The sequence below is a fragment of the Acidovorax sp. FG48 genome (assembly GCF_057809085.1).
Genome location: NZ_JBMDJH010000003.1, coordinates 77,114 through 100,851, shown reverse-complemented (window position 1 = coordinate 100,851; position 23,738 = coordinate 77,114). Strand labels below are relative to the sequence as shown.

General features: G+C 65.2%; 20 protein-coding genes. 9 read left to right on the top strand and 11 right to left on the bottom strand.

Annotated elements, in window-relative coordinates:
• Positions 1-120: 120 nt before the first annotated feature.
• The 3 genes from ccsB to ACODSU_RS05300 form a co-directional block, all read right to left on the bottom strand.
• Positions 121-1,470: a c-type cytochrome biogenesis protein CcsB gene (gene ccsB, locus ACODSU_RS05310; protein ID WP_110959757.1), complete on the bottom strand. Its 1,350-nt coding sequence runs from the start codon at positions 1,468-1,470 to the stop codon at positions 121-123.
• On the bottom strand, positions 1,467-3,620 hold the full coding sequence (locus tag ACODSU_RS05305) for a cytochrome c biogenesis protein ResB (RefSeq protein ID WP_488840676.1): 2,154 nt from the start codon (positions 3,618-3,620) through the stop codon (positions 1,467-1,469). The genes ccsB and ACODSU_RS05305 overlap by 4 nt, the downstream gene beginning before the upstream one ends.
• A gap of 146 nt (positions 3,621-3,766) precedes the next feature.
• Positions 3,767-4,396, bottom strand: a complete 630-nt coding sequence (locus ACODSU_RS05300; protein ID WP_015012649.1) for a c-type cytochrome — start codon at positions 4,394-4,396, stop codon at positions 3,767-3,769.
• Between the two features lie 72 nt (positions 4,397-4,468).
• On the opposite strand from ACODSU_RS05300, the gene yihA reads away from it, so the two are divergent.
• Together yihA and ACODSU_RS05290 are read left to right on the top strand one after the other, a co-directional pair.
• The gene (gene yihA / locus ACODSU_RS05295; protein WP_056747236.1) at positions 4,469-5,224 is read left to right on the top strand and encodes a ribosome biogenesis GTP-binding protein YihA/YsxC; all 756 of its coding nucleotides are present in this window, start codon (positions 4,469-4,471) and stop codon (positions 5,222-5,224) included.
• 50 nt (positions 5,225-5,274) lie between these two features.
• Positions 5,275-6,183, top strand: a complete 909-nt coding sequence (locus tag ACODSU_RS05290) for an alpha/beta fold hydrolase (RefSeq protein ID WP_488840673.1) — start codon at positions 5,275-5,277, stop codon at positions 6,181-6,183.
• A 48-nt stretch (positions 6,184-6,231) separates the two neighbouring features.
• Here ACODSU_RS05290 and ACODSU_RS05285 read toward each other — a convergent pair whose 3' ends face one another.
• Positions 6,232-7,113: a lysophospholipid acyltransferase family protein gene (locus tag ACODSU_RS05285; protein WP_488840671.1), complete on the bottom strand. Its 882-nt coding sequence runs from the start codon at positions 7,111-7,113 to the stop codon at positions 6,232-6,234.
• On the bottom strand, positions 7,110-7,973 hold the full coding sequence (locus ACODSU_RS05280) for a lysophospholipid acyltransferase family protein (RefSeq protein ID WP_488840669.1): 864 nt from the start codon (positions 7,971-7,973) through the stop codon (positions 7,110-7,112). Before ACODSU_RS05280 ends, ACODSU_RS05285 begins: the two co-directional genes overlap by 4 nt.
• A 132-nt stretch (positions 7,974-8,105) precedes the next feature.
• On the opposite strand from ACODSU_RS05280, the gene metK reads away from it, so the two are divergent.
• From metK to ACODSU_RS05265, 3 genes are all read left to right on the top strand, one after another.
• Positions 8,106-9,287, top strand: coding sequence for a methionine adenosyltransferase (gene metK, locus ACODSU_RS05275; RefSeq protein WP_488840667.1), 1,182 nt, complete (start codon positions 8,106-8,108; stop codon positions 9,285-9,287).
• A 402-nt stretch (positions 9,288-9,689) separates the two neighbouring features.
• Entirely contained in the window at positions 9,690-9,875 is a 186-nt protein-coding gene (locus tag ACODSU_RS05270) for a DUF1328 domain-containing protein (RefSeq protein WP_010462162.1), read from the top strand.
• 38 nt (positions 9,876-9,913) lie between these two features.
• On the top strand, positions 9,914-10,372 hold the full coding sequence (locus ACODSU_RS05265) for a hemerythrin domain-containing protein (protein WP_110959763.1): 459 nt from the start codon (positions 9,914-9,916) through the stop codon (positions 10,370-10,372).
• Between the two features lie 28 nt (positions 10,373-10,400).
• Here ACODSU_RS05265 and ACODSU_RS05260 read toward each other — a convergent pair whose 3' ends face one another.
• A complete protein-coding gene (locus ACODSU_RS05260; RefSeq protein WP_015012641.1) occupies positions 10,401-11,642 on the bottom strand; it encodes a diguanylate cyclase in 1,242 nt (413 codons plus the stop codon).
• Between the two features lie 159 nt (positions 11,643-11,801).
• Positions 11,802-12,479 carry an NUDIX hydrolase gene (locus tag ACODSU_RS05255; protein WP_488840665.1) on the bottom strand — a complete coding sequence of 226 codons (678 nt, stop codon included), beginning with the start codon at positions 12,477-12,479 and terminating at the stop codon, positions 11,802-11,804.
• 174 nt (positions 12,480-12,653) lie between these two features.
• Between ACODSU_RS05255 and ACODSU_RS05250 the strand changes: the two genes are divergently transcribed.
• From ACODSU_RS05250 to ACODSU_RS05235, 4 genes are all read left to right on the top strand, one after another.
• Complete coding sequence (locus ACODSU_RS05250; protein ID WP_488840663.1) at positions 12,654-13,496, top strand: cysteine hydrolase family protein; 843 nt, start codon at positions 12,654-12,656, stop codon at positions 13,494-13,496.
• A gap of 45 nt (positions 13,497-13,541) precedes the next feature.
• Entirely contained in the window at positions 13,542-14,741 is a 1,200-nt protein-coding gene (gene pncB, locus ACODSU_RS05245) for a nicotinate phosphoribosyltransferase (protein WP_488840661.1), read from the top strand.
• A gap of 143 nt (positions 14,742-14,884) precedes the next feature.
• The gene (locus ACODSU_RS05240; RefSeq protein WP_488840659.1) at positions 14,885-16,585 is read left to right on the top strand and encodes an NAD+ synthase; all 1,701 of its coding nucleotides are present in this window, start codon (positions 14,885-14,887) and stop codon (positions 16,583-16,585) included.
• Between the two features lie 227 nt (positions 16,586-16,812).
• Positions 16,813-17,850, top strand: coding sequence for a bifunctional nicotinamide-nucleotide adenylyltransferase/Nudix hydroxylase (locus ACODSU_RS05235; protein ID WP_488840658.1), 1,038 nt, complete (start codon positions 16,813-16,815; stop codon positions 17,848-17,850).
• Positions 17,851-17,926: 76 nt separating this feature from the next.
• On the opposite strand, the gene ACODSU_RS05230 is transcribed toward ACODSU_RS05235, so the two are convergent.
• The 4 genes from ACODSU_RS05230 to preA form a co-directional block, all read right to left on the bottom strand.
• Positions 17,927-19,183, bottom strand: a complete 1,257-nt coding sequence (locus tag ACODSU_RS05230; RefSeq protein ID WP_488840656.1) for a Zn-dependent hydrolase — start codon at positions 19,181-19,183, stop codon at positions 17,927-17,929.
• Positions 19,184-19,209: 26 nt separating this feature from the next.
• Complete coding sequence (gene hydA, locus ACODSU_RS05225; RefSeq protein WP_488840654.1) at positions 19,210-20,661, bottom strand: dihydropyrimidinase; 1,452 nt, start codon at positions 20,659-20,661, stop codon at positions 19,210-19,212.
• A gap of 80 nt (positions 20,662-20,741) precedes the next feature.
• The gene (locus tag ACODSU_RS05220; RefSeq protein ID WP_488840652.1) at positions 20,742-22,199 is read right to left on the bottom strand and encodes an NCS1 family nucleobase:cation symporter-1; all 1,458 of its coding nucleotides are present in this window, start codon (positions 22,197-22,199) and stop codon (positions 20,742-20,744) included.
• 221 nt (positions 22,200-22,420) lie between these two features.
• Positions 22,421-23,734, bottom strand: coding sequence for an NAD-dependent dihydropyrimidine dehydrogenase subunit PreA (gene preA / locus ACODSU_RS05215; protein ID WP_488840650.1), 1,314 nt, complete (start codon positions 23,732-23,734; stop codon positions 22,421-22,423).
• Positions 23,735-23,738: the final 4 nt, after the last annotated feature.

Here is a 23,738-nt window from a genome sequence, read left to right as displayed (position 1 = left end):
GTTCCCTGGACCACTCAGGTTACACCGAAGACGCAATAGTTGCTGTGCACCTGCAAATGCCCGACATGCACGCCGCGCCCGTTGACGATCTGGCAGGGATCGTCAACAGCGCTCGCCCTCTCAGAGCGTGCCGTAGCTGTGCAGGCCGCTCAGGAACATGTTGACGCCCAGGAACGCGAAGGTCGTCACTGCCAGCCCCACCAGCGCCCACCAGGCGGACACTGTGCCGCGCAGGCCCTTCATGAGCCGCATGTGCAGCCAGGCCGCGTAGTTGAGCCAGACGATCAGGGCCCAGGTTTCCTTGGGGTCCCAGCTCCAGTAGCCGCCCCAGGCCTCTGCCGCCCACAGCGCGCCCAACACCGTGGCGATGGTGAAGAAGGCAAAGCCCACGGCGATGGACTTGTACATCACGTCGTCCAGGATCTCGAACGAGGGCAGGCGCGCCGCGATGCGCTTGCGGCCCAGCAGAATGCCCGCAACGATGAAGGCCGAAATGCCAAAGTACACCATCCAGTAACTGCCGCCGTTTTCCGTCGCGCCCTGGCGGAACACGATGGGCTCGAAACACAGCACCACGCCCAGCAGCCACAGTGGCGCCAGCTTGTACCAGCGGGTTTCGGTGGCCTGCTGCTTGATCAGGTAGGCAAACGCCACCATGGCCGACAGCGCAAACGTGCCATAACCGATGAAATTAGCGGGCACGTGCAGCTTCATCCACCAGCTCTTGAGCGCGGGGACCAGCGGCTGGATCTCATGCGCCTCGCGCACCACGGTGTACCAGAGCAAAAAGCCCACGGCAGCACTGACCACCAGCATCACAAAACCACCCAGCGCGCGCGTGTCGTACTGCTGCTCGTAGTACAGATAGAACGCGGCCGTCATCCAGCAAAACAGAACGAACACTTCGTAGAGGTTGCTGACCGGGATGTGGCCGATGTCCGGGCCGATCAGGTAGCTTTCGTACCAGCGCACCAGCGTGCCGATGAGCGCCATCGCCACCGCCACCCAGGCAATGCGCGAGCCCAGCATGCTCATCGTCTTGCCTTCACCGCGCGCAAACATGCCCACCCAGTAAAACGCCGTGCTGATGAAAAACAGCATGCTCATCCACAGGATGGCCGACTGGCTGGACAGGAAATACTTGAGGCCGAACACCGTGTCCGCCCGCGCCAGGCTGCCCGCCCCGTCTTGCTGGTACAGGCCAATGGCCATGAGCGCTACGGCCGCCACCACCAGCATCAGCACGCGCAGCGGGCGCCAGAACCAGCCCAGCCAGATGGTGCACGGGATGGCTCCCAGCAAAATGCCCTTTTCATAGACATCCATGAAGGCGCCGTAGCGCTGCAGCGCATACAGCCCGCCCACGGCCACGATGGCGGCAAACAGCCAGTCCAACCAGTTGCGGCGCGAGAAGAACCCCTCGTTCAGGGTGATCGTGGTAGCGGTCGAGGTAGAAGTCGCGGTGTTCATGCGGTGCCTTCGCGGGGCGATGCCCCGATCAGTTTTTGTGCGAGCTGGACAAACTCCTGGTCGCCGTCCATGGTCTTGCGGTTGGTGGACAGGGCCATGGTGGCGTGGGTACGGCCATCCTGCGGGGCCACCCAGACCCACACGCGCCGCTCGCGCACGTAGAGCATGGCAAAAACGCCCAGGATCAGCAAGGCGCAGCCCAGATAGACAACATTCTTGCCAGGGGCTCGCGCCACCTGGAACACGCTGGCCTGGACCTGGGTGAAGTCCTTAAGTTCAAACGCTAGCGGCGCTGGGTAGATCTGCGCATCGCTGAGGGAGAGCACGGCCTGGGTCATGAAACCCCGGGTCTGATTGTCCTGCGGCAGCGGCGGCAGGCCCTCACGCTGGCGGGTCAACTGGGCCAGCTCGAACAGCGTGCCGTTCAGGATGCGCACCAGCACCTCGCCTGCGCGCGCACGCTCCGCCTCTGGCACATTGGCTTCCATGAAGTCCGAGATGGCCTGCAGCCCGCCCGTGGGCTTGCCATCGACCACGCCACGCCCTGCGAACAACGCCAGCGCGCGCACGGCAGACTGCTGCAGTTGCTCGGCCAGGTCGGGGCGCGAGGCATCCATGGCCTGGGACACGTAGCGGCGTACCGCCTGCTCCCGGGCCTGGGGGTCGGCCAGGGCGGCCTTCATGCGCATGAAACCGTCCATGCTGCCCTTGTCATCCGCCGGCACCCGCAGGTAGCGGAAGGGCTCTGCCGGGGACTCGCGCACCCCCAGCAGGAACACTGGCACGCCATCGCCGGTGTCCACCGGCAGCATGTAGTTGTGGAACTCCCGCGCCTGGCCGGCAGCATCACGCAGCTTATAGCTCACGCTGGGGCCGACGTTGCGCAGTTCTTTCTTGGTGACGGTCTTGTTGGCGGCGCCCAGGCGCGACTCCACCGATTCGCGCAGGTCCACCTTGCGCACGTCGGCGCCACTGCCACCCGGGCCAGCGCCACCAAAGTTCTCGACGTTGATGGTGCGCAGCGCCGTGAACTCCAGCGTCAGCGTATCGCTGCCAGGGCCACCGCCCTTGTTGGTGAGCTGCGTGGAGTTGCCCACCACCCCTTCGACATCGAAAGGCTTGGCCCCCGCCACCATGGGTACGGCGCGCAGCTTGAGGTGCGAGCCGCCGTCGTCAAAGCTCGACTGGTAGATCTCGATGCCCTTGTAGCTGGCCGGGTGGTTCACCTCGACGCGTGCAGGCGTCTTCTCGCCCGTGGCCTTGTCGTGGATGATGATTTCGCTGGCGAACAGCTTGGGCATGCCCGTGGAGTAGTGCTCCACGATGAACTTCTTGAGCTCGATCGCAAACGGCAGGTCCTGCAGCAGCACACCGTCGGACTGGCTCAGGATGGCCGTGCTCGACTGCGTGCCCTCGGCCACGAGCAGGTTGCCCCGGAAGGTGGGGTTGCGCTCGGACAGGCGGTGCTCGGGCTTCACATCGGCGATCAGTCCGCCCCCGGTGTAGACCGACTTGCCCCCCAGCAGCATCTGCGCCCGCACGATGAGGTCGCCGTCCAGCAGGCCACCCACACACACCAGCACGATGGCGCTGTGCGCCGCGATGTAGCCGATCTTGTTGGCCGCCCCCGCCTTGGCCGCCACCATCCAGCCGGTGCCTGGGCCGGCGGCAGTGTCGCGCTGCTGCAGGCGCACCTTCCATCCGCCACCCGCCAGCAGCGTGCCAATGCGACGTGCCTCGGCCTCGGCAGAGTCGCTGAGCGCAGCCTCAGCCTTGTGGTGAAACGCCTTCAGGCTTTGCTCGCGGATGTTCTCTTTGTAGACCTTGAGGTCGGTGAGGATCTTGGGCGTGTTGCGGGCAATGCACAGCGAGGTGCTGATCACTAGGAACGCCAGGATCAGCAGGAACCACCAGGCGCTGTACACCGCGTTGAGCTGGATGGCGCCAAACAACTCGGCCCAGAACGGTCCGAACTGGTTGACGTAGTTGGCCGAAGGTTCGTGCTGCTTGAGCACCGTGCCGATGACCGAGGCGATGCAGATCACCGTCAGCAGCGAGATGGCGAACCGCATCGAAGACAGCAGCTCGACCCCGGCGCGCAAGGCCTGGGAGCCGGACTTCATGCGAAGGCCCTGGGTGTTGTCGGACATGGGTGGGTGCGGTGTCTGCGAAGCGCGAAAGAAAAAGGGCGGGACCATCGCTGCGATGGACCCGCCCTTTTTGGGGTTGTTATTGGCGGTAGGTTCCGTGCCGCCCGGTCAATCAGGCCGGGGCATGACAAATATCAAGCAATCACTCAACGCAGGCCGGCGATGTAGTCCGCCACGGCCTTGATTTCCTTGTCGTTGAGCTTGGCGGCGACCTGGGTCATCTGGATGCTGTTGGCGCGCGAGCCGTCACGGAACATGTTCAGCTGCGACACCGTGTAGTCGGCGTGCTGGCCCGACAGGCGGGGGTACTGCGCAGGGATGCCAGCGCCATTGGGGCTATGGCAGCCAGCGCACGCGGCGATCTGGCGGTCGGCAATGCCGCCGCGGTAGATGCGTTCACCCATGGCCACCAGGTCCTTGTCCTTGGCAAAGCCGGCCTTGGCGGGCTTGGACGTGAGCCAGTAGGCGATATTGCGCATGTCGTCATCCGACAGGGCCGTAGCAAAGCCCTTCATGATGGCGTTGTTGCGCTTGCCGGACTTGAATTCCTGCAGCTGCTTGACCAAGTATTCGGGGTGTTGCTGCGACAGCTTGGGATTGGCCGCGATGGCCGAATTGCCGTCTGCGCCGTGGCAGGCCGCACACACCGCAGTGAAGCTGGCCTCGCCCTTGACGAGATCCGGCTTGGCCGCTTTGGGTGCGTCACCCGCTGCAAAGGCCGAAAAAACAGGTGCTGCCAGTGCGGCAGCCGTCAGCAATGAGGCGAGCAACTTCATATCGAGGGTGTGTGTTTATGTGCGCAAAACCTCGCGATTCTACAATGATGGTTCTTTCTCTCCCAACTCCCCATGACGACACCCCCCTCTGCGCCAGTTGCTGGCTCTCTCCCGCCCGCACCTGACGCCAAAATCGCCATGGGCTGGATGCACACCGCCCGGTTCCTCACCACGGCGGCGCAGCTGCACCACCTGCCGCCCATCGACGTACCCGAAATCGCTTTCGTGGGCCGTTCCAACGCGGGCAAATCCACCTGCATCAACACCCTCACCCAGCAAAAGCAGCTGGCGTTTGCGTCCAAAAAGCCAGGGCGCACCCAGCACATCAATTTGTTCTCGCTGGGCAAACAGGGGGTGATGGACGCCGTACTGGCCGACTTGCCCGGCTATGGCTACGCGGCCGTGTCGCGCTCGGACAAGGTGCGCTGGCAGCAGGTGATGGTGAACTACCTAGTCAGCCGCCCTGGTCTCACCGGCATCGTGCTGCTGTGCGACCCGCGCCTGGGCCTGACCGAGCTGGACGAGGCGTTGCTCGAAGTGGTGCGCCCCCGCGTGGAAGAAGGGCTCAAGTTCCTCATCGTGCTGACCAAGGCCGACAAGCTCACGCGCGCCGAACAGGCCAAGGTGCTGTCGATTACGCGACTGCACGCCGGCGGTGGCGAGGTGAAGATGTTCTCGGCTCTCAAAAAGCAAGGGGTGGATGAAGTCGCCCAGTTGCTGTGGCAGTGGGCGCACCCGGTGAAGCCCCTCGCCGAAGAGCCCCCTGCGGCTGCGGACAGCAGCAGCCCCGCACAGCCTTCGCCCACCAGCGAATCCGAGCCCAACTAGCCGCAAGCGCAATCGATTCATGCGCTGGCAGCTACAGAATGCATAGCGCCATGATCCAAGATTGCCCTGTTGACCTCCCCCACGGAATCACCCTGCACTGCCGCGTGAGCGGCATCCCCGGGCGCCCGGTGCTGCTGTTCCTGCACGGGTTCCCCGAGGGGGCCTTCATCTGGGACGAACTCCTGCTGCACTTTGCCCGCCCCGAAAACGGCGGCTACCGCTGCGTGGCGCCCTACCTGCGCGGGTTTGGCCCGTCCAGCAGCCCGCAGGCGGTAGACGCGTACCGCGCCAAGCACCTGGTGCAGGACCTGGTGGCCCTCATCGCCCACGAATGCCCCGGCAGCGCGCTGGAATGCCTGATTGCGCATGACTGGGGCGGCGCCGTGGCGTGGAACCTGGCCAACCAGCAGCCCCAGCTGATGAAGCGCCTGGCCATCATCAACTCGCCCCACCCCGGCGCGTTTGTGCGCGAGCTGTCGCACAACGCTGCGCAGCAGGCGGGCAGCCAGTACATGCATTTCTTGTGCAGGCCTGATGCCGAGGCCCTGCTGGCCGAAGACGACTTCCGCCGCCTGTTCGCCTTTTTCAACGCCCCGGACGGCAGCGCCCCCGCATGGCTGACCGACGAGGTGCGCGCCCAGTACCGGGCCTTGTGGCAGCAAGGCCTGCAGGGTGCCTGCAACTACTACCGCGCCAGCCCCATCCGCCCGCCGCGCGAGGGCGACCCGGGCGCCCAGGCCGTCACCCTGCCCGAGTCGATGTTGACGGTGGACGTGCCCACGCTGGTGCTCTGGGGCATGGACGACCCGGCCCTGCTGCCCGGCCTGCTCGGCGGCCTGCCCGGCTGGATTCCCCGGCTGCAGGTGCAGCAGGTGGAGCAGGCATCACACTGGGTCGTACACGAGCACCCTGAGCGCGTGGCCGTGGAGCTCCAGCGTTTTTTGCTATCCAAACAATAGCTATCAGCGCATGATGCACTAGCGCATCAAGCCATTTTTGCTGATATTTCAGCGGGAATACACGGAGGGCTCGCCCTCCGGGCGGGTCTTGAAGCGTTTGTGCACCCAGTAGTACTGCTCGGGCATGGTGTCGATCACGGCCTGCAGTTCGCGGTTCATACGGGCCGTGTCGGCCTCGGCATCGTCGGTGGGATAGTTGGACCAGGCGGGCGAAACCTCGGCCACGTACCCGGTGGGCGTCATGCGCGAATACACGCCCACCACCTTGGCGCGGCCCAGCCGCGCAAACCGAGACAGCGACGGAATGGTGGCCGCCGTCACGCCATAGAACGGCACAAACACCGAATCGTTGCGGCCGTAGTCCATGTCGGGCAGCAGGTACAGCAAGCCCCCTTTGCGCAAGCTGGCAATGATGGGTTTGACGCCGTCCGAACGGTTGAGCATGCGCACATCGCCAAAGCGCTGGCGCCCCGCCATGAACCAGGCATCCACCGCTGGATCGGGGTGGGTGGCAAAGATGGAGGTGAAAGCACGGCTGCTGCGCAGCGGCAAGGCCAGCCCCCCCGCGTCCATGCCGTAGAAATGCGGCGCAAACAAAATGGTGGGCGTGTCGCCCTCCAGCTCGTGCACCGCTCCCGTCAGGCGCACACGCCGCTCCACCACCGAACGCGGCGCGGCCCAGAGCCAGCTGCGGTCCAGCCAGGTCTGGCAAAACGCGACAAAACTGGCCCGCGCCACGGCGCGGCAGCGCGCTTCGGTCCACTCAGGAAAACACAGCGCCAGATTGCGCAGTGCCACCTTGCGGCGGGGCGCCACCAGCACAAACGCCACCTGCCCCAGCAGCCAGCCCATGCCGCGCAACACCGGCAGCGGCAGCAGCGCCAGCACCCGCATGAACCCCACGCCCAAACGCCCTGTGAGGCCCTTCATGCTGCGCCCCCTGCGGCAGGCTCCACCGGAGCAGCCTCGCCACGCGGCTGCTTGTAGCGGCCATAGCCCCACAGGTATTGCTCGGGGCATTGGCGGATGAGATGTTCCATGGCCTGGTTGATCTGCAGCACGGCCTGGTCCATCTGGTCGGACAGCGGCTGGGGCAAGGGCTCGAAATGCGTGACGTAGCCACGCCCCCAGGACAGACGCTCGCAACGCGCCAGCACCACGGTCGCGCCGGTCTGTTGCGCCAGGCGCACGGCCAGGGTCATGGTGTAAGCGTCGCGCCCAAAAAAAGGTGCCCACTGGCCCTGCCCCTCGGGCGGCACCTGGTCAGGCAGCAGGCCCACGGCCTCGCCCCGGCGCAGGGCTTTGATCATCTGGCGCACACCCGCCAGCGTGGTGGGCACGGCCAGCATGCCGGGGCGATTGCGGGCGGTCTCCATCACCTTGGCCAGCCAGGCCTGGCGTGCCGGGCGGTACAGCACGGTGATGGGGCCACGCTCCGCGCTCCAGCGGCGTGCGGCGGCCTGGGCCGACAGCTCAAAGCACCCCTGGTGTGGGGTCAGAAACACAATGCCGCGGCCGGCGGCGTAGGCCTGTTCCACACAGGCCTCGCCCGTGAGTGCGCAGGGCATCGTCGCGCGCATCCACAGGCGTGGCAGTTCGGCCACCATGCGGCCCGCATGGGCCACGGCAGCGCGCACATCGCCAAACGCATAGCCCGCCAGTGCCGAGTTAGCGAGAAACCGGCGCCGGTAGGTGGGAGACGCCACAAACGCCACCCAGCCCATGGCCGCGCCCATGACGTGCAGCAACCACAGCGGAAATACGGAAAAGAATCGAAAGACGACTGGCATTAAAATAAAGGGGTCGCTGAGTTAAATGAGCAACTTGCAGGGCGACGTTAAAAAAATCTGCTAAAGCGTTCGCCAGATCTCCTTCGGGGTGAGGGCAACGCCCCAAATGCCGGAACACAGGAGTTTATTCAAATGGCGAACGACTTTCTCTTTACCTCGGAATCCGTCTCCGAAGGCCACCCCGACAAAGTGGCCGATCAGATCTCGGACGCGATTCTCGATGCGATCTTCAAACAAGACCCCCGCAGCCGTGTCGCCGCTGAAACGCTGACCAACACCGGCCTCGTGGTGCTGGCGGGCGAAATCACCACCAACGCGCATGTGGACTACATCCAGGTAGCGCGCGACACCATCAAGCGCATCGGCTACGACAACACCGACTACGGCATCGACTATCGTGGTTGCGCCGTGCTCGTGGCCTATGACAAGCAGAGCAACGACATCGCCCAGGGCGTGGACCACGCGAGCGACGACCACCTGAACACCGGTGCTGGCGACCAGGGCCTGATGTTCGGCTACGCCTGCGATGAAACGCCCGAGCTGATGCCCGCGCCCATCTACTACGCCCACCGCCTCGTGGAGCGCCAGGCCCAGCTGCGCAAGGACGGCCGTCTGCCCTTCCTGCGCCCCGACGCCAAGTCGCAGGTCACGATGCGCTACGTGGACGGCAAGCCCCACAGCATCGACACCGTGGTGCTCTCCACCCAGCACCACCCTGACCAGAGCGAAACGCAAACCAAGATGAAGGCCTCGTTCACGGAAGCCATCATCGAAGAGATCATCAAGCCCGTGCTGCCCAAGGAATGGATACAGGACACGCGCTACCTGATCAACCCCACCGGCCGCTTCGTCATCGGCGGCCCACAAGGCGACTGCGGCCTGACCGGTCGCAAGATCATTGTGGACACCTACGGCGGCGCCTGCCCCCACGGCGGCGGCGCGTTCAGCGGCAAGGACCCAACGAAGGTGGACCGCTCGGCCGCCTACGCTGCCCGCTACGTGGCCAAGAACATCGTGGCCGCTGGACTGGCCCGCCAGTGCCAGATCCAGGTGGCCTACGCGATTGGCGTGGCCGAGCCGATGAACATCACGGTCTACACCGAAGGCACGGGCGTCATCCCCGACGACCAGATCGCCAAGCTGGTGCGCGCACACTTCGACCTGCGCCCCAAGGGCATCATCCAGATGCTGGACCTGCTGCGCCCGATTTACGAAAAGACCGCAGCCTACGGCCACTTCGGCCGTGAAGAACCTGAGTTCAGCTGGGAGAAGACCGATAAAGCTGCGGCCTTGCGGGCAGCAGCCGGGCTGTAAGCCCGCCGCGCGGCACGCGCGGCTTTCCGAACGTGGACGAAGCTCATATCGCGCAGCAATGTGAGCGCGGGCCAAAAGACCGATAAAGCTGCGACCCTGCGGACAGCAGCCGGGCTGTAAGCCCGCCGCGCTGACAGCGCGGTATCGGTCTTCGGCGGAGTTCATATCGCGCCAGCGATGTGAGCGCAGACCAGAACACAGTCAGAGCCGCCCCGCCCCCCAAGCCGCAACGCCCCGCGTTGCGGCTTTTCTTTTGGCGCCTCACCGCAGCCCGCCAGCGGCACTCTCCTACACCTGCCGCCCGCCTGCGCTGACGGCGCACTCTACCGCCCATCGGTATCGTTCCTGCACACCCTCCGCAGCCCCGCGCTGCCTCAACATCCACTGCAAGGAGCGACCACCATGCTGAAGTACGCCATCATTTTTGCCCTGATTTCCCTTGTGGCAGGGGCCCTGGGTTTCAGCGGGGTGGCCGCAGGCGCGGCGGGCATCGCCAAGGTGCTGTTTGTGCTGTTCCTGGTGATCGCTGTGGTGTTTGTGGTGCTCGCCGCCATCGGCGTGGGCGCCGCCCGCAAGGTGCTCAAGTAAGGCCACGCGCCGCCCTCCACACCACTGCACAGCCCACCATGACTGATACCACCAACATCTTCGAAGCCCTGCGCGAAAGCCACGAGCGCCAGCGCGCGCTGTACAGCGCACTCACCAACACCAGCGGCGACACGCCCGAGCGGCGCGATCTGTTCGATCGGCTCAAGAAGGAGCTCGCCGCCCACGCCCAGGCGGAGGACCGCCACTTCTACATCCCGCTGATGGCGCACGACGCAGGCATTGATCTGTCGCGCCACGCCATTTCCGAGCACCACCAGATCGATGAGCTGGTGGAGTCGCTCGAAGACACCGAGCCCTCCAGCCCTGCATGGCTACCCCTGGCCAAGAAGCTGGCCGAGAAGGTAGAGCACCACCTGAAAGAAGAAGAACACCGCTTCTTCCAGATGGCGGGCAAACTGCTGACGGAAAAGCAGAAAACCGCGCTGGCTGCTGACTACCGGGCGGACTACGAAGAAGCCCTGGCCGCGACGGCCTGACGCCTAACTAACGTCCAGCGCCCGCAAATCAGGCAGCGTCTTCGGCCTGCACCACGCAGTTGCGACCGCTGGACTTGGCTTTGTAAAGCGCCGTATCCGCACGCTTGATCAGGGCGTGGCTGTCTTCCTTGTGGTCCCAGGTGGCCACACCAAAGCTGGCGCTCACATGGCCCACGGCGTCGAACGGCACACCCGCGATACGGGCCCGCACCGCCTCGGCCATGGCCATGGCGGCATCCACCGGGGTTTCCTTGAGCAGGATGATGAACTCCTCGCCCCCGAAGCGCGCGGCGCAGTCGGACGAGCGCAGCAGTTCGCGCACGCGCAGCGCCGTGTTCTTCAGCACTACATCGCCCGAGTCATGCCCGAAGGTGTCGTTGATGCGCTTGAAAAAGTCGATGTCGAACATGACGACCGACAGCTGGCTCTTCTTGACCCGCGTCTCGGCCATGTCGGCCTCCAGCCGTTCGAAGAACCGGCGGCGGTTGACCAGGTCGGTCAGGAAGTCCTTGGTGGCCAGGTCTTCCAGCTTGCTGTTCAGCCGCGCCATGGGCTCGATCACCAGCGACGACAGCGACAGGTTCAGGCCGACAAACAACAGCACAAAGCTGCCCACCAGCGCTGCCATCACGGTGTTGAAGGTCTGGCGCGCTTTCTCCAGAGGAAAGTACATCGGCACCTTCACCACCTGGATGCCCACGGTTTCGTTCATGCCCCAGCCAAAACCGTTCTTGTCGCCATAGACCTTCAGCATGGTGGGGGGCGCCACGGCGGGCGTGCTGTGGCAGGCCATGCACTGGGGTTGCTTGATGGTGATGGGGCGCGCCACATACATCGCACGGTGCATGCCCTCGCCCACCTCGCCCGTCACTTCTTTCTTGAGGTCGGCGCGGCCTTCGCGGAAGTCACTGATGATGCGCTCCTCCCATTCGTTGGCGCGGTCTCGCAGGTTGGTGGGGTTGAGCACCGCTTCCTTGTACTCATAGCCAGGAAACCGGTTCTGCAGCCGACGCAGCGTTTCGGTGGCGGCATAAGCGGGCACGGTCTGCGGCAGGAATTTCTCGGCCAGCGTCACATCCAGGTGCGGCTTGACCAGCTCGGTGGTGTAGTCGCGGATGGCCATGGCGGCGTGCATCATGATCTGCGAGTTGTGCTGCACCTCCTCAATGGCCGACTGCTGCAGGAAGCGGTGCACATACGCGCCCGCGCCCAGCACCGCCAGCAGCAGCACGCCCGCCAGCACCAGGTTGAATTTGAGCCGCAAAGACATGGTTCTCCCTCAGGTCCGGCGCAGGGCCGGTATTTCAATGAGGCAGTCCTGGCGCCGGAGCACCCGACCGCGCGCGACCACCGTTCGTGGAACACAAAGTTTGCGTTTGTGCCAGATTTGGGCGCGGCGGTCCAATGTTTTGTGCGCGAGGAGGCCGCGCTACAACCCCCTGGCACTGAGCGACAGCTGCCGCCGATAGGCCGGGCGCACCCGGTACAGCTGCGCGGGCCGGTGGGCGCCGCCCGTCTGCAGCGCGCCGGGCACGGGCTCCAGCATGGCCAGCTCGTCCACCTTGCGGCGAAAGCTCACCTTGTTGACCGGCTCGCCCAGCACCGCTTCGTACACCGCCTGCAACTGCGGCAGCGTGAACGGCTCGGCGCACAGGTGCACGGGCAGCGACGAATACTGGCTTTTGCTGCGCACGCGCAATGCGGCGGTGTCGATGATCTGCCGGTGGTCGAAGGGCAGCGGCGGAAGTGCATCCACCGCCACCAGCTCCACCCGCCCCGCAGCCTGCGCCAGCACGGTGGCGGGCACCAGGGCGCAATAGGTCACCGCCACCGACCAGCCGCGCGGATCGCGCACCGCACCGGTGAAGGTGGCCAATTGCTCCAGGTACGGGCTTTCGAGCCCAGCCTTGTCCCGCAACACCCGCACGGCGCTGGCCTGGGCGTCCACATCGTCCTGCGCATGGATGTAGCCGCCGGGCAGCGCCAGCGCCTGGGCGAAAGGCTCACGCTCGCGGCGCACCAGGGCCACCTTCAGCGTGGATTGCTCCAGAGTGAGCAGCACCACATCCACGGTGCAGATCACGGCGGGAATGTTCTCGGAGGTCACGGGGCTTTAGTTCATTGCAACTTTGAACGAACAAGGCTACCACCAAGCCAATCCACAGGAAAGCGTCTCGAATCAGCCATTCCGGTTCTCATCGGAAACATCGGCTTTCAATTTACTTAGTTGCAAAATTAATCTAACAAAACTACACTGCAGCCACAGCGAAGGAGAAAGACCATGGCCACGCGTACCACCCAGCTTTTGGTGATCGACCCCCAAAACGATTTCTGCGACCTGCCCGCCAGCCACTGTCCCCCAGGCAACGCGCCCAGCCTGCCCGTGGCGGGCGCCCACGCCGACATGCAGCGCCTGGCGGCCTTCATTCGCACCCAGGGCCATCAGCTCGACGCCATCACCGTCACGCTCGATTCGCACCAGCGCTTCGACATCGCCCACCCCGGCTTCTGGCAGACCGGCGCGGGGGCAGAGGTGGCGCCCTTCACTCCCATCACCGCTGCCCAGGTGCGTGCAGGCCACTTCGCGCCGCGCGATGTGGCCGCCCTGCCCCGCACGCTGGCCTACCTGGACGCACTCGAAGCCCAGGGCCGCTACACGCTCATGGTCTGGCCCGTGCACTGCGAGGTGGGCAGCTGGGGCCACGGCATCCACGCCGATGTGCTGGCCGCCTGTGGCGACTGGCAGCTGCAGCGCCAGCGCGCGGTGCGCAATGTGTTCAAGGGCACCAACCCCTGGACGGAGCACTACAGCGCCATCGAGGCCGAGGTGCCCGATGCGGACGACACCAGCACCGCACTCAACACCGTCCTGCTGCAGTCGCTGGGCCAGGCCGATGTGCTGTTGATTGCGGGCGAGGCCAGCAGCCACTGCGTGCGCTCGACCACCGAGTACATCGTGCAGCACCTGCCCCGCCTGGTGCCCGGCTGGCAGGCCAGCCGCATCGTGCTGCTAACGGACGGCATGAGCCCCGTGGCGGGATTTGAAGCGCAGCACCAGGCGTTTCTGGACGGGATGCGCAAGGCCGGTGCGCAACTGGCATCCATGAGCGAAATCAGCCTGTAGCGCTTTTACTTACTACCCCGGCAGCTATCCATTCAGGAGCAAATCATGGCCACCGTCATCACCAGCCTGCTCGATACCGACCTCTACAAGTTCACCATGTGGCAGGCGCTGCTGCACCGGCATCCACAGACGCAGAGCGAATACCGCTTCGTCTGCCGCAACCAGCCCATCTACCCGCTGGCCGAGCTGTTGCCCGAAGTGAATGCCGCGCTGGACCACCTGTGCACCCTGCGCTTCAGCGAAGACGAGCTTGCCTACCTGCGCGGCCTGCGGTTCATCAAGAGCGACTTCATCGACTTTCTGCGCATCTTCCAGTTCCAGCGCAGCTTCATCCGCGCCTGGGCCGAGGGTGACAAGCTGCACATCGTGGCCCAGGGTCCGCAGGTGCATGTGATGGGCTTTGAGATTTTCGTGCTGGCCATCGTGAACGAGCTGTACTTCCACCGCTTCAACGCCAACGCCGCCCTCGCCAGCGGCCGCGAGCGGCTGGCGGTCAAGGTGCAGCAGCTGCAGGACCTGGCGCAGCAGGCCACATTGCGCCACCCCTTCGAGCTGTTCGACTTTGGTCTGCGCCGCCGCTACAGCGGTGCCTGGCAGCGCGAGGTGGTGCAGACCTTTGCCACGCAGACGCCGCAGTGGTTCAAGGGCACCAGTAACGTGCTGCTGGCGCGCGACCTGGGTCTGGTACCCATCGGCACCATGGCGCACGAATACCTGCAGAGCTACCAGGCGCTGGGCGTGCGCTTGCGCGACTTTCAAAAGGCGGCGCTCGAAGACTGGGTGCAGGAATACCGGGGCGACCTGGGCATTGCACTGACCGACACCGTGGGCATGGACGCCTTCCTGGCCGACTTCGACCTGTACTTCGCCAAGCTGTTCGACGGCCTGCGGCACGACTCGGGCGACCCGGTGGCCTGGGGCGAAAAGGCGCTGGCCCACTACGCCAAGCTGCGCATAGACGCGCACACCAAGCGGCTGGTGTTCTCCGACGGCCTCACGCTGACCAAGGCGCTGGCGCTGTACCGGCACTTTGGCGACCGCACGCAGCTGGGTTTTGGCATCGGCACCCACCTCACCAACGACATGGGGGATGCACCGGAGATGAAGCCGCTCAACATCGTGATGAAGCTGGTGCGCGCCAACGGGCAGCCGGTGGCCAAGCTGTCGGACACGCCGGGCAAGACGCTGTGCGACGATGAAACCTACCTCGCGTACTTGCGCCAAGTCTTCAACGTTGGGGGCTGAGTGGCTGAGAAAACTCTCCTGGCGTCGTTGTTCAGCCTTGCCGTACCTCCGGTACTGTCTGCGACTGAACGCCTAGCCAGGACCGCTTCGCTGAGCTTTTCAGCCACTCCGACGCGCCCTGAAGCATTCAAGGAAAAAGAAACATGCTCTGCATCACCATCGCCCAATTGAATTTCACCGTTGGCGACATCGAGGGCAACGTGGCCCGCATGGTGGCAGCCGCCCAGCAGGCCGCCCGCGAGCATTCCGACCTCATCGTGTTCAGCGAGCTCGCGCTGTGTGGCTACTACCCCGGCGACATGCTGGACGAGCCGCCTTTCCTGCAACGCGTGCAGGACGGCCTGGCGGCGCTGCAGCAGGCATCGGCCGAGCTGCCCGCGCTGCACTGGGTGGTGAGCGCGCCCACGCCCGCCACAGGCCCGGGAAAGCGCCTGCACAACAGCCTGCTGGTGCTGCAAGGCGGCACCGTGCGCCTGCAATATGCCAAGCAGCTGCTGCCCACCTACAACATCTTCGACGAACGCCGCCACTTTGAACCCGGCCCGGACGTGGCCAAGGTGCTGCGCATTGGCGGCACGCAGGTGGGCCTGCTGGTGTGCGAAGACGGCTGGAACGACCACGGTGCCGACTACGCCACCAACCCCTTCGAGCGCCTGCGCGATGCTGCGCCCGACCTGGTCATCAGCATCAACGCCAGCCCCAGCCACGTGGGCAAGCGCGAGCAGCGGCACCAGATCTTTGGCGGCTCGTCGCGCCGCCACGGTCTGCCCATCCTGTATGTGAACCAGGTTGGCGGCCACGACCAGGTGGTGTACGACGGCGCATCGTTCGCGGCCGAACCCGAGGCAGGCATCGTGTTCGAGGCACCGCGTTTTGTGGAGGACCTGCGCACACTGCGGTTTGACAACGGCCACTTCCTCACCGCCGATGGCCAGGCGCCAGCGCAGGTGCCCGCCGAAGGCCTGCCCACCATGGAGTTCTACCGCCAGCAGATCCTGCTGGGCCTCAAGGACTACGCACGGCGCTGCGGCTTCAGGCAGGTGGTGGTGGGCAGCTCGGGCGGCATCGACAGCGCACTCACGCTGGCATTGGCTGCGCAGGCACTCGGACCTGAGAACGTGGTGGGCGTGACCATGCCCTCGCGCTACTCCAGCAGCGGCTCGGTCGATGACTCGGTGGCGCTGTGCCAGAACCTGGGCGTGCAGTTTCACACCCACCCGATTGCCGAGCTGGTAGCAGGCTACGCAAAGCAGTTCGAGGGCAGCTTCGGCGAGCCGCTGCAGGGCCTCCCGCTCGAAAACCTGCAGGCCCGCATCCGTGGCACCGTGCTGATGGAATACTCCAACGCCTTCGGCCACCTGCTGCTGACCACGGGCAACAAGAGCGAAATCTCGGTGGGCTACTGCACGCTGTATGGCGACACCAACGGCGGCCTGGGGCTGATTGGCGACCTGTACAAGACCGAGGTATTTGCGCTGTCGCGCCATGTCAACGAACAAGCGGGGCGCGAACTGATCCCGCAGGCCATCATTGATAAGGAACCGTCGGCCGAACTGGCCCCGGGCCAGCGCGATGTGGACAGCCTGCCGCCCTACCCCGTGCTGGACGAAGTGCTCAAGCTGCTCATCGAAGGCGAGCGCCTGTCGGCCCCCGAACTGGCCGCCGCACAGGCGTTCGTGGCGCAGCTGCAGACCGACGGCGCAGGCCGCGCCCTGGTGCAGCGCGTGCGCATGATGGTGGCGCGCAATGAATACAAACGCCGCCAGGCCCCGCCCATCCTGCGCGTGCGGCCGCGCGCATTTGGCAGCGGCCGGCAGATGCCCATCGCCGCAAAGTATGTGTGACAACCCCCTGAGCCGCTTCGCGGCTTCCCCCTTCTCTCACGCTGCGCGTGGGAACGGGGACGACGCCAGCGCGGCGGGGCGGCCCTTGCGCGGCGTCCGCTGGCGAGGGCCGCGCCGGTACCCAGCGGCGCGGCCCATTCCCCAAAGGGAATCACTACTAAAATCGTAGCTATAAGCGCATGATGGACGAGCGCAAGAGGCCAAAAACCTCAAAATTTTGGAGACCCATGTACGACACCGCCCTCCTCATCGGCCGCTTTGAACCCGTGCACAGCGGCCACCTTGCCCTGCTGCACGAGGCCCTGCGCATGGCGCCCCAGGTCATCGTGGTGGTGGGCTCGGCCTGGCAGGCCCGCTCGCCCAAGAACCCCTTCACCTGGGCAGAGCGCGAGGCCATGCTGCGTGATGCACTGCCCCCGGCCGACCGCAACCGTATGCGCGTGCTGCCCGTGCGCGACTATTACAACGAAGCCGTGTGGGTGCAGGCCGTGCGCCGCAGCGTGGCGCGGCACACGCAGCCCGGCGACCGCATCGGGCTGGTGGGCCATTTCAAGGACGCGACCAGCAGCTACCTGCGCGCCTTCCCCAGCTGGGCGCTGATCGACCTGCCCCGCCAGGGCAGCATGGACGCCACCACCATCCGCGACGCCTACTTTGGCGCCACGGCCGACACGGTGGACCAAGCCCTGGCGCCGCTGGCCGCGCAAATCCCGGCGAGCACGATGGCCCAGCTGCAGGCCTTTGTGCACACGCCGCACTACGCCGCGTTGCAGGAGGAATGGCGCATGCTGCGCGGCTACCGCCAGGCCTGGTCTGCCGCGCCCTACCCGCCTGTGTTCGTGACGGTAGACGCCGTGCTGCGCTGCCAGGACCAGGTGCTGCTCATCCGCCGCGCCCACGCGCCCGGCAAAGGCCAGCTGGCTGTGCCCGGGGGCTTCATCGAGCAGCGCGAAACCGTGTGGCAGTCCTGCCTGCGCGAGCTGGTGGAAGAAACCCACTGTCACCTGCCCGAGGCCACCATGCGCGCCGCGCTGCAGTCGGTGGCCGTGTTCGACCACCCCGACCGCAGCCAGCGCGGCCGCACCATCACACATGCACACTACTTCGACCTGGGCGATGCGCCCTTCCCGGTGGTGCAGGCCGACGACGATGCGGCGCTGGTGCAGTGGACACGCATTGACCAGCTGGCCGGCATGGAAGAGGAATTCTTTGAAGACCACTTCCACATGCTGGACCACTTTCTGGGGCTGACGAAGCTGGACTGACCCGCTCCACCCGTTTGGTAGAAAAACGGGTGCAAGCGCCACAGAATCATGCCCAAAAGCTATATTTTCTATAGCACTACGTCCCTGCGCGCTCCAGCATGGCATGCAGCAGCACGTTGCACCCCGCCTCGATGTGCTCGGGCTTGGCGTCCTCGATCTCGTTGTGGCTGATGCCGTCCTTGCAGGGGATGAAGATCATGCCGCTGGGTGCGAGCTTGGCCATGTACACCGCATCGTGCCCGGCGCCCGAGACAGCGGGCATGTGGCTGTAGCCCAGCTTGGCCGCAGCGCGACCCACGGCCTCCACGCACTCGGGCTGGAAGAGCTGCGCAGGGTAGCTCGAGACCATCTCGATGTGCACCTGCACGCCATGTTCCTTCGCCACCTGGTCGGCAAAGGCCTTGACCTCGGCGGCCATGGCGTCCACCAGTTCGTCCGTGCTGTTGCGCAGGTCAATGCTGAACTTGACCCGGCCCGGAATCACGTTGCGACTGTTGGGAAACACCTGCACCATGCCCACAGTGCCCCGGCCATGCGGCGGGTGGCGGTGGGCTGCTGCCACCACGTCTTGCATGATGCGCGTGGCGGCCAGCATGGCGTCCTTGCGCAAGGCCATGGGCGTGGGGCCTGCGTGGGCTTCCATGCCGGTGACGGTGCAGTCGAACCAGCGGATGCCCAGCACCCCGCTGACCACGCCGATGGTCTTGTCGTTGTCTTCCAGCACCGGGCCTTGTTCGATGTGGGTTTCAAAGTACGCGCCGATGGGGTGGTCGCCCGGCTCCTGGTCGCCGATGTAGCCGATGCGCTCGAGTTCGCCCTTCACCGTCTTGCCTTCGGTGTCGGTGGCGGCGTAGGCGTGCTCCAGCGTGAAGGCTTTGGCAAACACGCCCGAGCCCATCATCACGGGCACAAAGCGCGATCCTTCTTCGTTGGTCCAGAAGGCGACTTCGATGGGGGCTTCGGTTTCGATGCCGTGGTCGTTGAGCGTGCGCACCACCTCGATGCCGGCCAGCACGCCGTAGTTGCCGTCGAACTTGCCGCCGGTTGGCTGGGTGTCGATGTGGCTGCCGGTCATGATGGGTGGCAGGTTGTTGTTGCGGCCGGGGCGGCGCATGAAGCCGTTGCCGATCTTGTCGATGGTGACGGTCATGCCTGCCTCGCGCGCCCAGCGGGTCACCAAGTCACGGCCCTGCTTGTCCAGGTCGGTGAGGGTCAAGCGGCACACGCCGCCCTTGGGGGTGGCGCCGATCTGCGCCAGCTCCATGAGCGAGTCCCACAGGCGCTGGCCGTTGATGCGCAGGTTGTCGATGTTGGGTTTGACTTTGGTATCCATGGTGTTCTCCAGATGCATTGCAGCGGTCAGCGCGCCACCGCCGTGGGGGCCAGGTCCTGCGCGCGCTTTTGCACCGCCTGGAAGTTGGCGCCAAACGCCGGGCGCTTGATGTAGCGGCCCTTGCCCTGCTCTGCCCGCAGGTCGCCGTTGGCAAACACCACGCGGCCCTGGCTCACGGTGTGGCTGGGGACGCCGCGCACGGTGCGGCCTTCAAAGATGTTGAAGTCGCCCTTGCTGAACTGGGTCTTGGCAGAGAAGGTCTTGGTGCCTTGGGGGTCCCACAGCACCAGGTCGGCATCGGCACCTTCGCCGATGTAGCCCTTGCGGGGGTAGATGTTGAACAGCTTGGCGGCGTTGGCCGAGGTGATCGCTACGAACTCGCTGGGCGTGAGGCGCCCCGTGTTCACGCCGCCATCCCACAGCGCGGCCATGCGCTCTTCCACGCCGCCCGTGCCGTTGGGGATCTTGGCGAAGTTCTCTTTGCCCATGGCTTTTTGCGCGGCGCAGAAAGTGCAGTGGTCCGTCGCCGTGGTGTGCAGCTGGCCCGACTGCAGGCCGCGCCACAGCGCCTCCTGGTGGCCCTTGGGGCGGAACGGTGGGCTCATCACGTAGGCGGCGGCCTTGGCAAAATCGGGGTCGCGGTACACGCTGTCGTCCACCAGCAGGTGCCCCGCCAGCACCTCGCCGTACACGCGCTGGCCGCGTGCGCGGGCGCGGGCAATGGCGTCGGCCGACTCCATGCAGCTCACGTGGACCACGTAGATGGGCACACCCAGCACGTCGGCAATGGCGATGGCGCGGTTGGCGGCCTCGGCCTCGACCATGGGCGGGCGCGACAGCGGGTGGCCCTCGGGGCCGGTGATGCCCATCTTGGCAACCTCTTGCTGCAGCAGGTACACCAGCTCGCCGTTTTCGGCATGCACCGTGGGCATGGCGCCCAGCTCCAGTGCGCGCTTGAAGCTGTTCACCAGGGTTTCGTCGTCGCACATGATGGCGTTCTTGTAGGCCATGAAGTGCTTGAAGCTGTTCACGCCCTCTTCCTGCACCAGCGTGCCCATGTCGGCGCGCACCTGCTCGCTCCACCAGGTGATGGCGACGTGGAAGGAATAGTCCGCCGCAGACTTCTCGGCCCAGCCCCGCCACTTGCGGTAGGCGTCCAGGATGGGTTCCTGTGGGTCGGGGATCACGAAGTCGATGATGCTCGTGGTGCCGCCCGCCAGCGCGGCTGCCGTGCCGGTGAAGAAGTCGTCCATGGTGACGGTGCCCATGAACGGCAGCTGCATGTGCGTGTGCGGGTCGATGCCGCCGGGCAGCACGTACTGGCCGCTGGCGTCCAACGTCTCTGCACCCGCAGGGGCCTGCGCCGCAGCGTCCTCCCCCACGGCCACGATGCGGCCATTGACGCACAACACATCGGCGCGCTGTTCACGGTCGGCGTTGACCACGGTGCCACCGCGGATCACAAGGGCTTGGCTCATGGGGGTCTCCTTCAGGGATACAGATCAATTCAAAAAAAGGGACCCTGCACTGGCACCAGGCCCAGGCAGGGTCCGGGGCATCACTTCTTCTTGGCCGTCAGGTAGTAGTAGGTGCCAGCCACCGCCAGGCTGAAGAACCAGCCCGAGTCGAACAACGACAGCCAGATGGCAGGCATGCCCGCCTTGTCCACCACGCCCGACACGGCCAGGTAGCCGGGCAGGCAGGGCAGCACGCCCAGTGCAAACGCGATCAGGGCTTGCAGGTTCCAGCCGTTGCTGTACTCATATTCACCGCCACGGCGGTACAGGTCGTCCACCTTCAGCTCGCTCTTGCGCACCAGGTAGTAGTCCACCAGCAGGATGCCCGCGATGGCGCCCAGCAGCGTGCCGTAGCCGCCCAGCCAGGTGAACAGGTAGCCGCCCGAGGTGGCCAGCAGCTTCCAGGGCATGAACAGCAGGCCGATGCCCGCAGCGATCAGGCCGCCCATGCGGAAGCTGATCTTGGACGGCGCGCACTGACTGAAGTCATACGACGGTGACACCAGATTGGCAGCCACGTTGGTCGTGAGGTTGGCGAGCAAGATCACCAGCAGACCCAGGCCTGCGGCCACGCTACCCATCTGCGTGAGCAGACCATCAGGGAACAGCTGGGCCTTGCCGTACAGGATGGCCGAGGCAGAGAAGCCGATCACGCCCACCATGGAGAACAGTGCCATGGGAATGGGCAGGCCGATGGCCTGGCCCACCACCTGGTCCTTCTGCGACTTGGCAAAGCGGGTGAAGTCCGGAATGTTGAGCGCCAGCGTGGCCCAGAAGCCGACCAGACCGGTCAGCGCCGCCCAGGTCTTGGGGCCACCCTCGACCACCTTGGCGGGCAGGTTGAAGAGCTGGCCCGAGGGCACCTTCATCATCAGCACCACAACCAGTGCGATGGACGCAATGATCATCAGCGGCGCCGCAATCACCTCCAGCATGCGGATGGACTCCGGCCCCTTCCAGATGAACCAGATGTGCACCGCCCAGAACGCCAGGAAGCACATGAACTGCGAGGTGCTGATGGTCTGTCCATCGGCCGGTCCCGCCAGATTCATACCCAGGATGTTGAGGAACCCATGCAGCGCCAGCGCGCCAAAGTAGCAGTTGATGGAGAACCAGCCACACGCCACCAGGCCGCGCAGCACGGCGGGCAGGTTGGCGCCCTTGACGCCAAACGATGCACGCGCCAGCACCGGGAACGGCACCCCATACTTGGGCCCCACGCGCCCTATGAGCACCATGGGCACCAGCACGATGCAGTTGGCCAGGAACACCAGCCACACCGCCATCTGCCAGGTGAAGCCCTGGTCCAGCATGGAGCTGGCCATGGTGTAGGTGGGCACGCACACGACCATGCCCACCCAGAGTGCGGCAAAGTCCTTCCACGTCCAGTGTCGCTGCGCGGCGGTGGTGGGGAGCAGATCTTCATTGGCGAGCGTGTTGGATGCATCGCCGGGCATCAGCCCCGCCACATGGGCCGCGCTGCCGGTACTGTTGGTCATGCCTGTACTCCTGTCAAAGACGTCGTTGGGGTTGCACACAACCCGCTGTCTGTTCCAGCGCCCTCACGCTGGCAGATGGCGGGCAAAGGGAAGCGAGCGATGCTAGAGATCACGCAAGAACTGCACCAGATGCAGTGCAGCATGCGTTGCAAATCGGCACCACAACGGGTGCTGCCGCAACGCCTTGCGGGGCCTGTGGCAAACGCACGCAGGGGCACATATCAAGCGGCTGCAGACACGCGCTGCGGGTTGTTGGGGTGCGTGGTCCAGTTGGCGTATTCGCCCGTCACCTTTTTGCCCGTGCGCACATCGACTTCGCCTGGCTCCAGCGCGCGCATGGTGATGCACTCGGGCACGGGGCAGATCGACACGCACAGGTTGCAGCCCACGCATTCGGCCTCGTTGATCTCGAACTTGCGCACGCCGCCTTCTTTGGTGAAGGTGATGGCCTGGTGCGAGGTGTCTTCGCACACCACATGGCAGCGGCCGCACTGGATGCAGGCGTCCTGGTTGATGACGGCTTTTTCGATGTGGTTGAGGTTGAGGTTCTTCCAGTCCTTCACCGTGGGCACGGCCTGGCCCTTGAAGTCGTCGAGCGTGGCGTAGCCGTGCTCGTCCATGAAGTTGGACAGGCCATCGCACATGTCCTGCACGATCTTGAACCCATAGACCATGGCGGCGGTGCACACCTGCACCGTACCGCAGCCCAGCGCGATGTATTCGGCCGCATCGCGCCAGGTGGTGATACCGCCAATGCCGCTGATGGGCAGACCGGCGGTCTGCGCGTCGCGCGCAATCTCCGCCACCATGTTGAGCGCAATGGGCTTGACGGCCGGGCCGCAGTAGCCGCCGTGCGAGCCCCAGCCATCGGTGCTCGGGCTCATCACCATGCGGTCCAGGTCCACGCCCATGATGGAGTTGATGGTGTTGATGAGCGACACAGCATCGGCTCCGCCCGCCTTGGCCGCACGCGCGGGCTGGCGCACATCGGTGATGTTGGGCGTGAGCTTCACGATCACGGGCAGCTTGCTGTAGTGCTTGCACCAGGCCGTGACCATCTGGATGTATTCAGGCACCTGGCCCACGGCCGCGCCCATGCCGCGTTCGCTCATGCCGTGCGGGCAGCCGAAGTTGAGTTCAATGCCGTCGGCACCGGTGTCTTCCACCAGCGGCAGGATGTTCTTCCAGCTCTCTTCCACGCAGGGCACCATGAGCGAGACGATCATGGCCCGGTCGGGCCAGTTGCGTTTGACGCGCTTGATTTCTTCCAGGTTGGTGTGCAGCGGCCGGTCGGTGATGAGCTCGATGTTGTTCAGGCCGATCACGCGGCGGTCTTGCGACATGAGCGTGGAATAGCGCGGGCCGTTGACGTTGACCACTGGTGGGTCTTCGCCCAGCGTCTTCCACACCACGCCGCCCCAGCCCGCCTCGAAGGCGCGGGTGACGTTGATCTCTTTGTCGGTGGGTGGTGCGGAGGCCAGCCAGAAGGGGTTGGGACTTTGAATGCCCAGAAAATTGCTGCGAATGTCTGCCATGGGG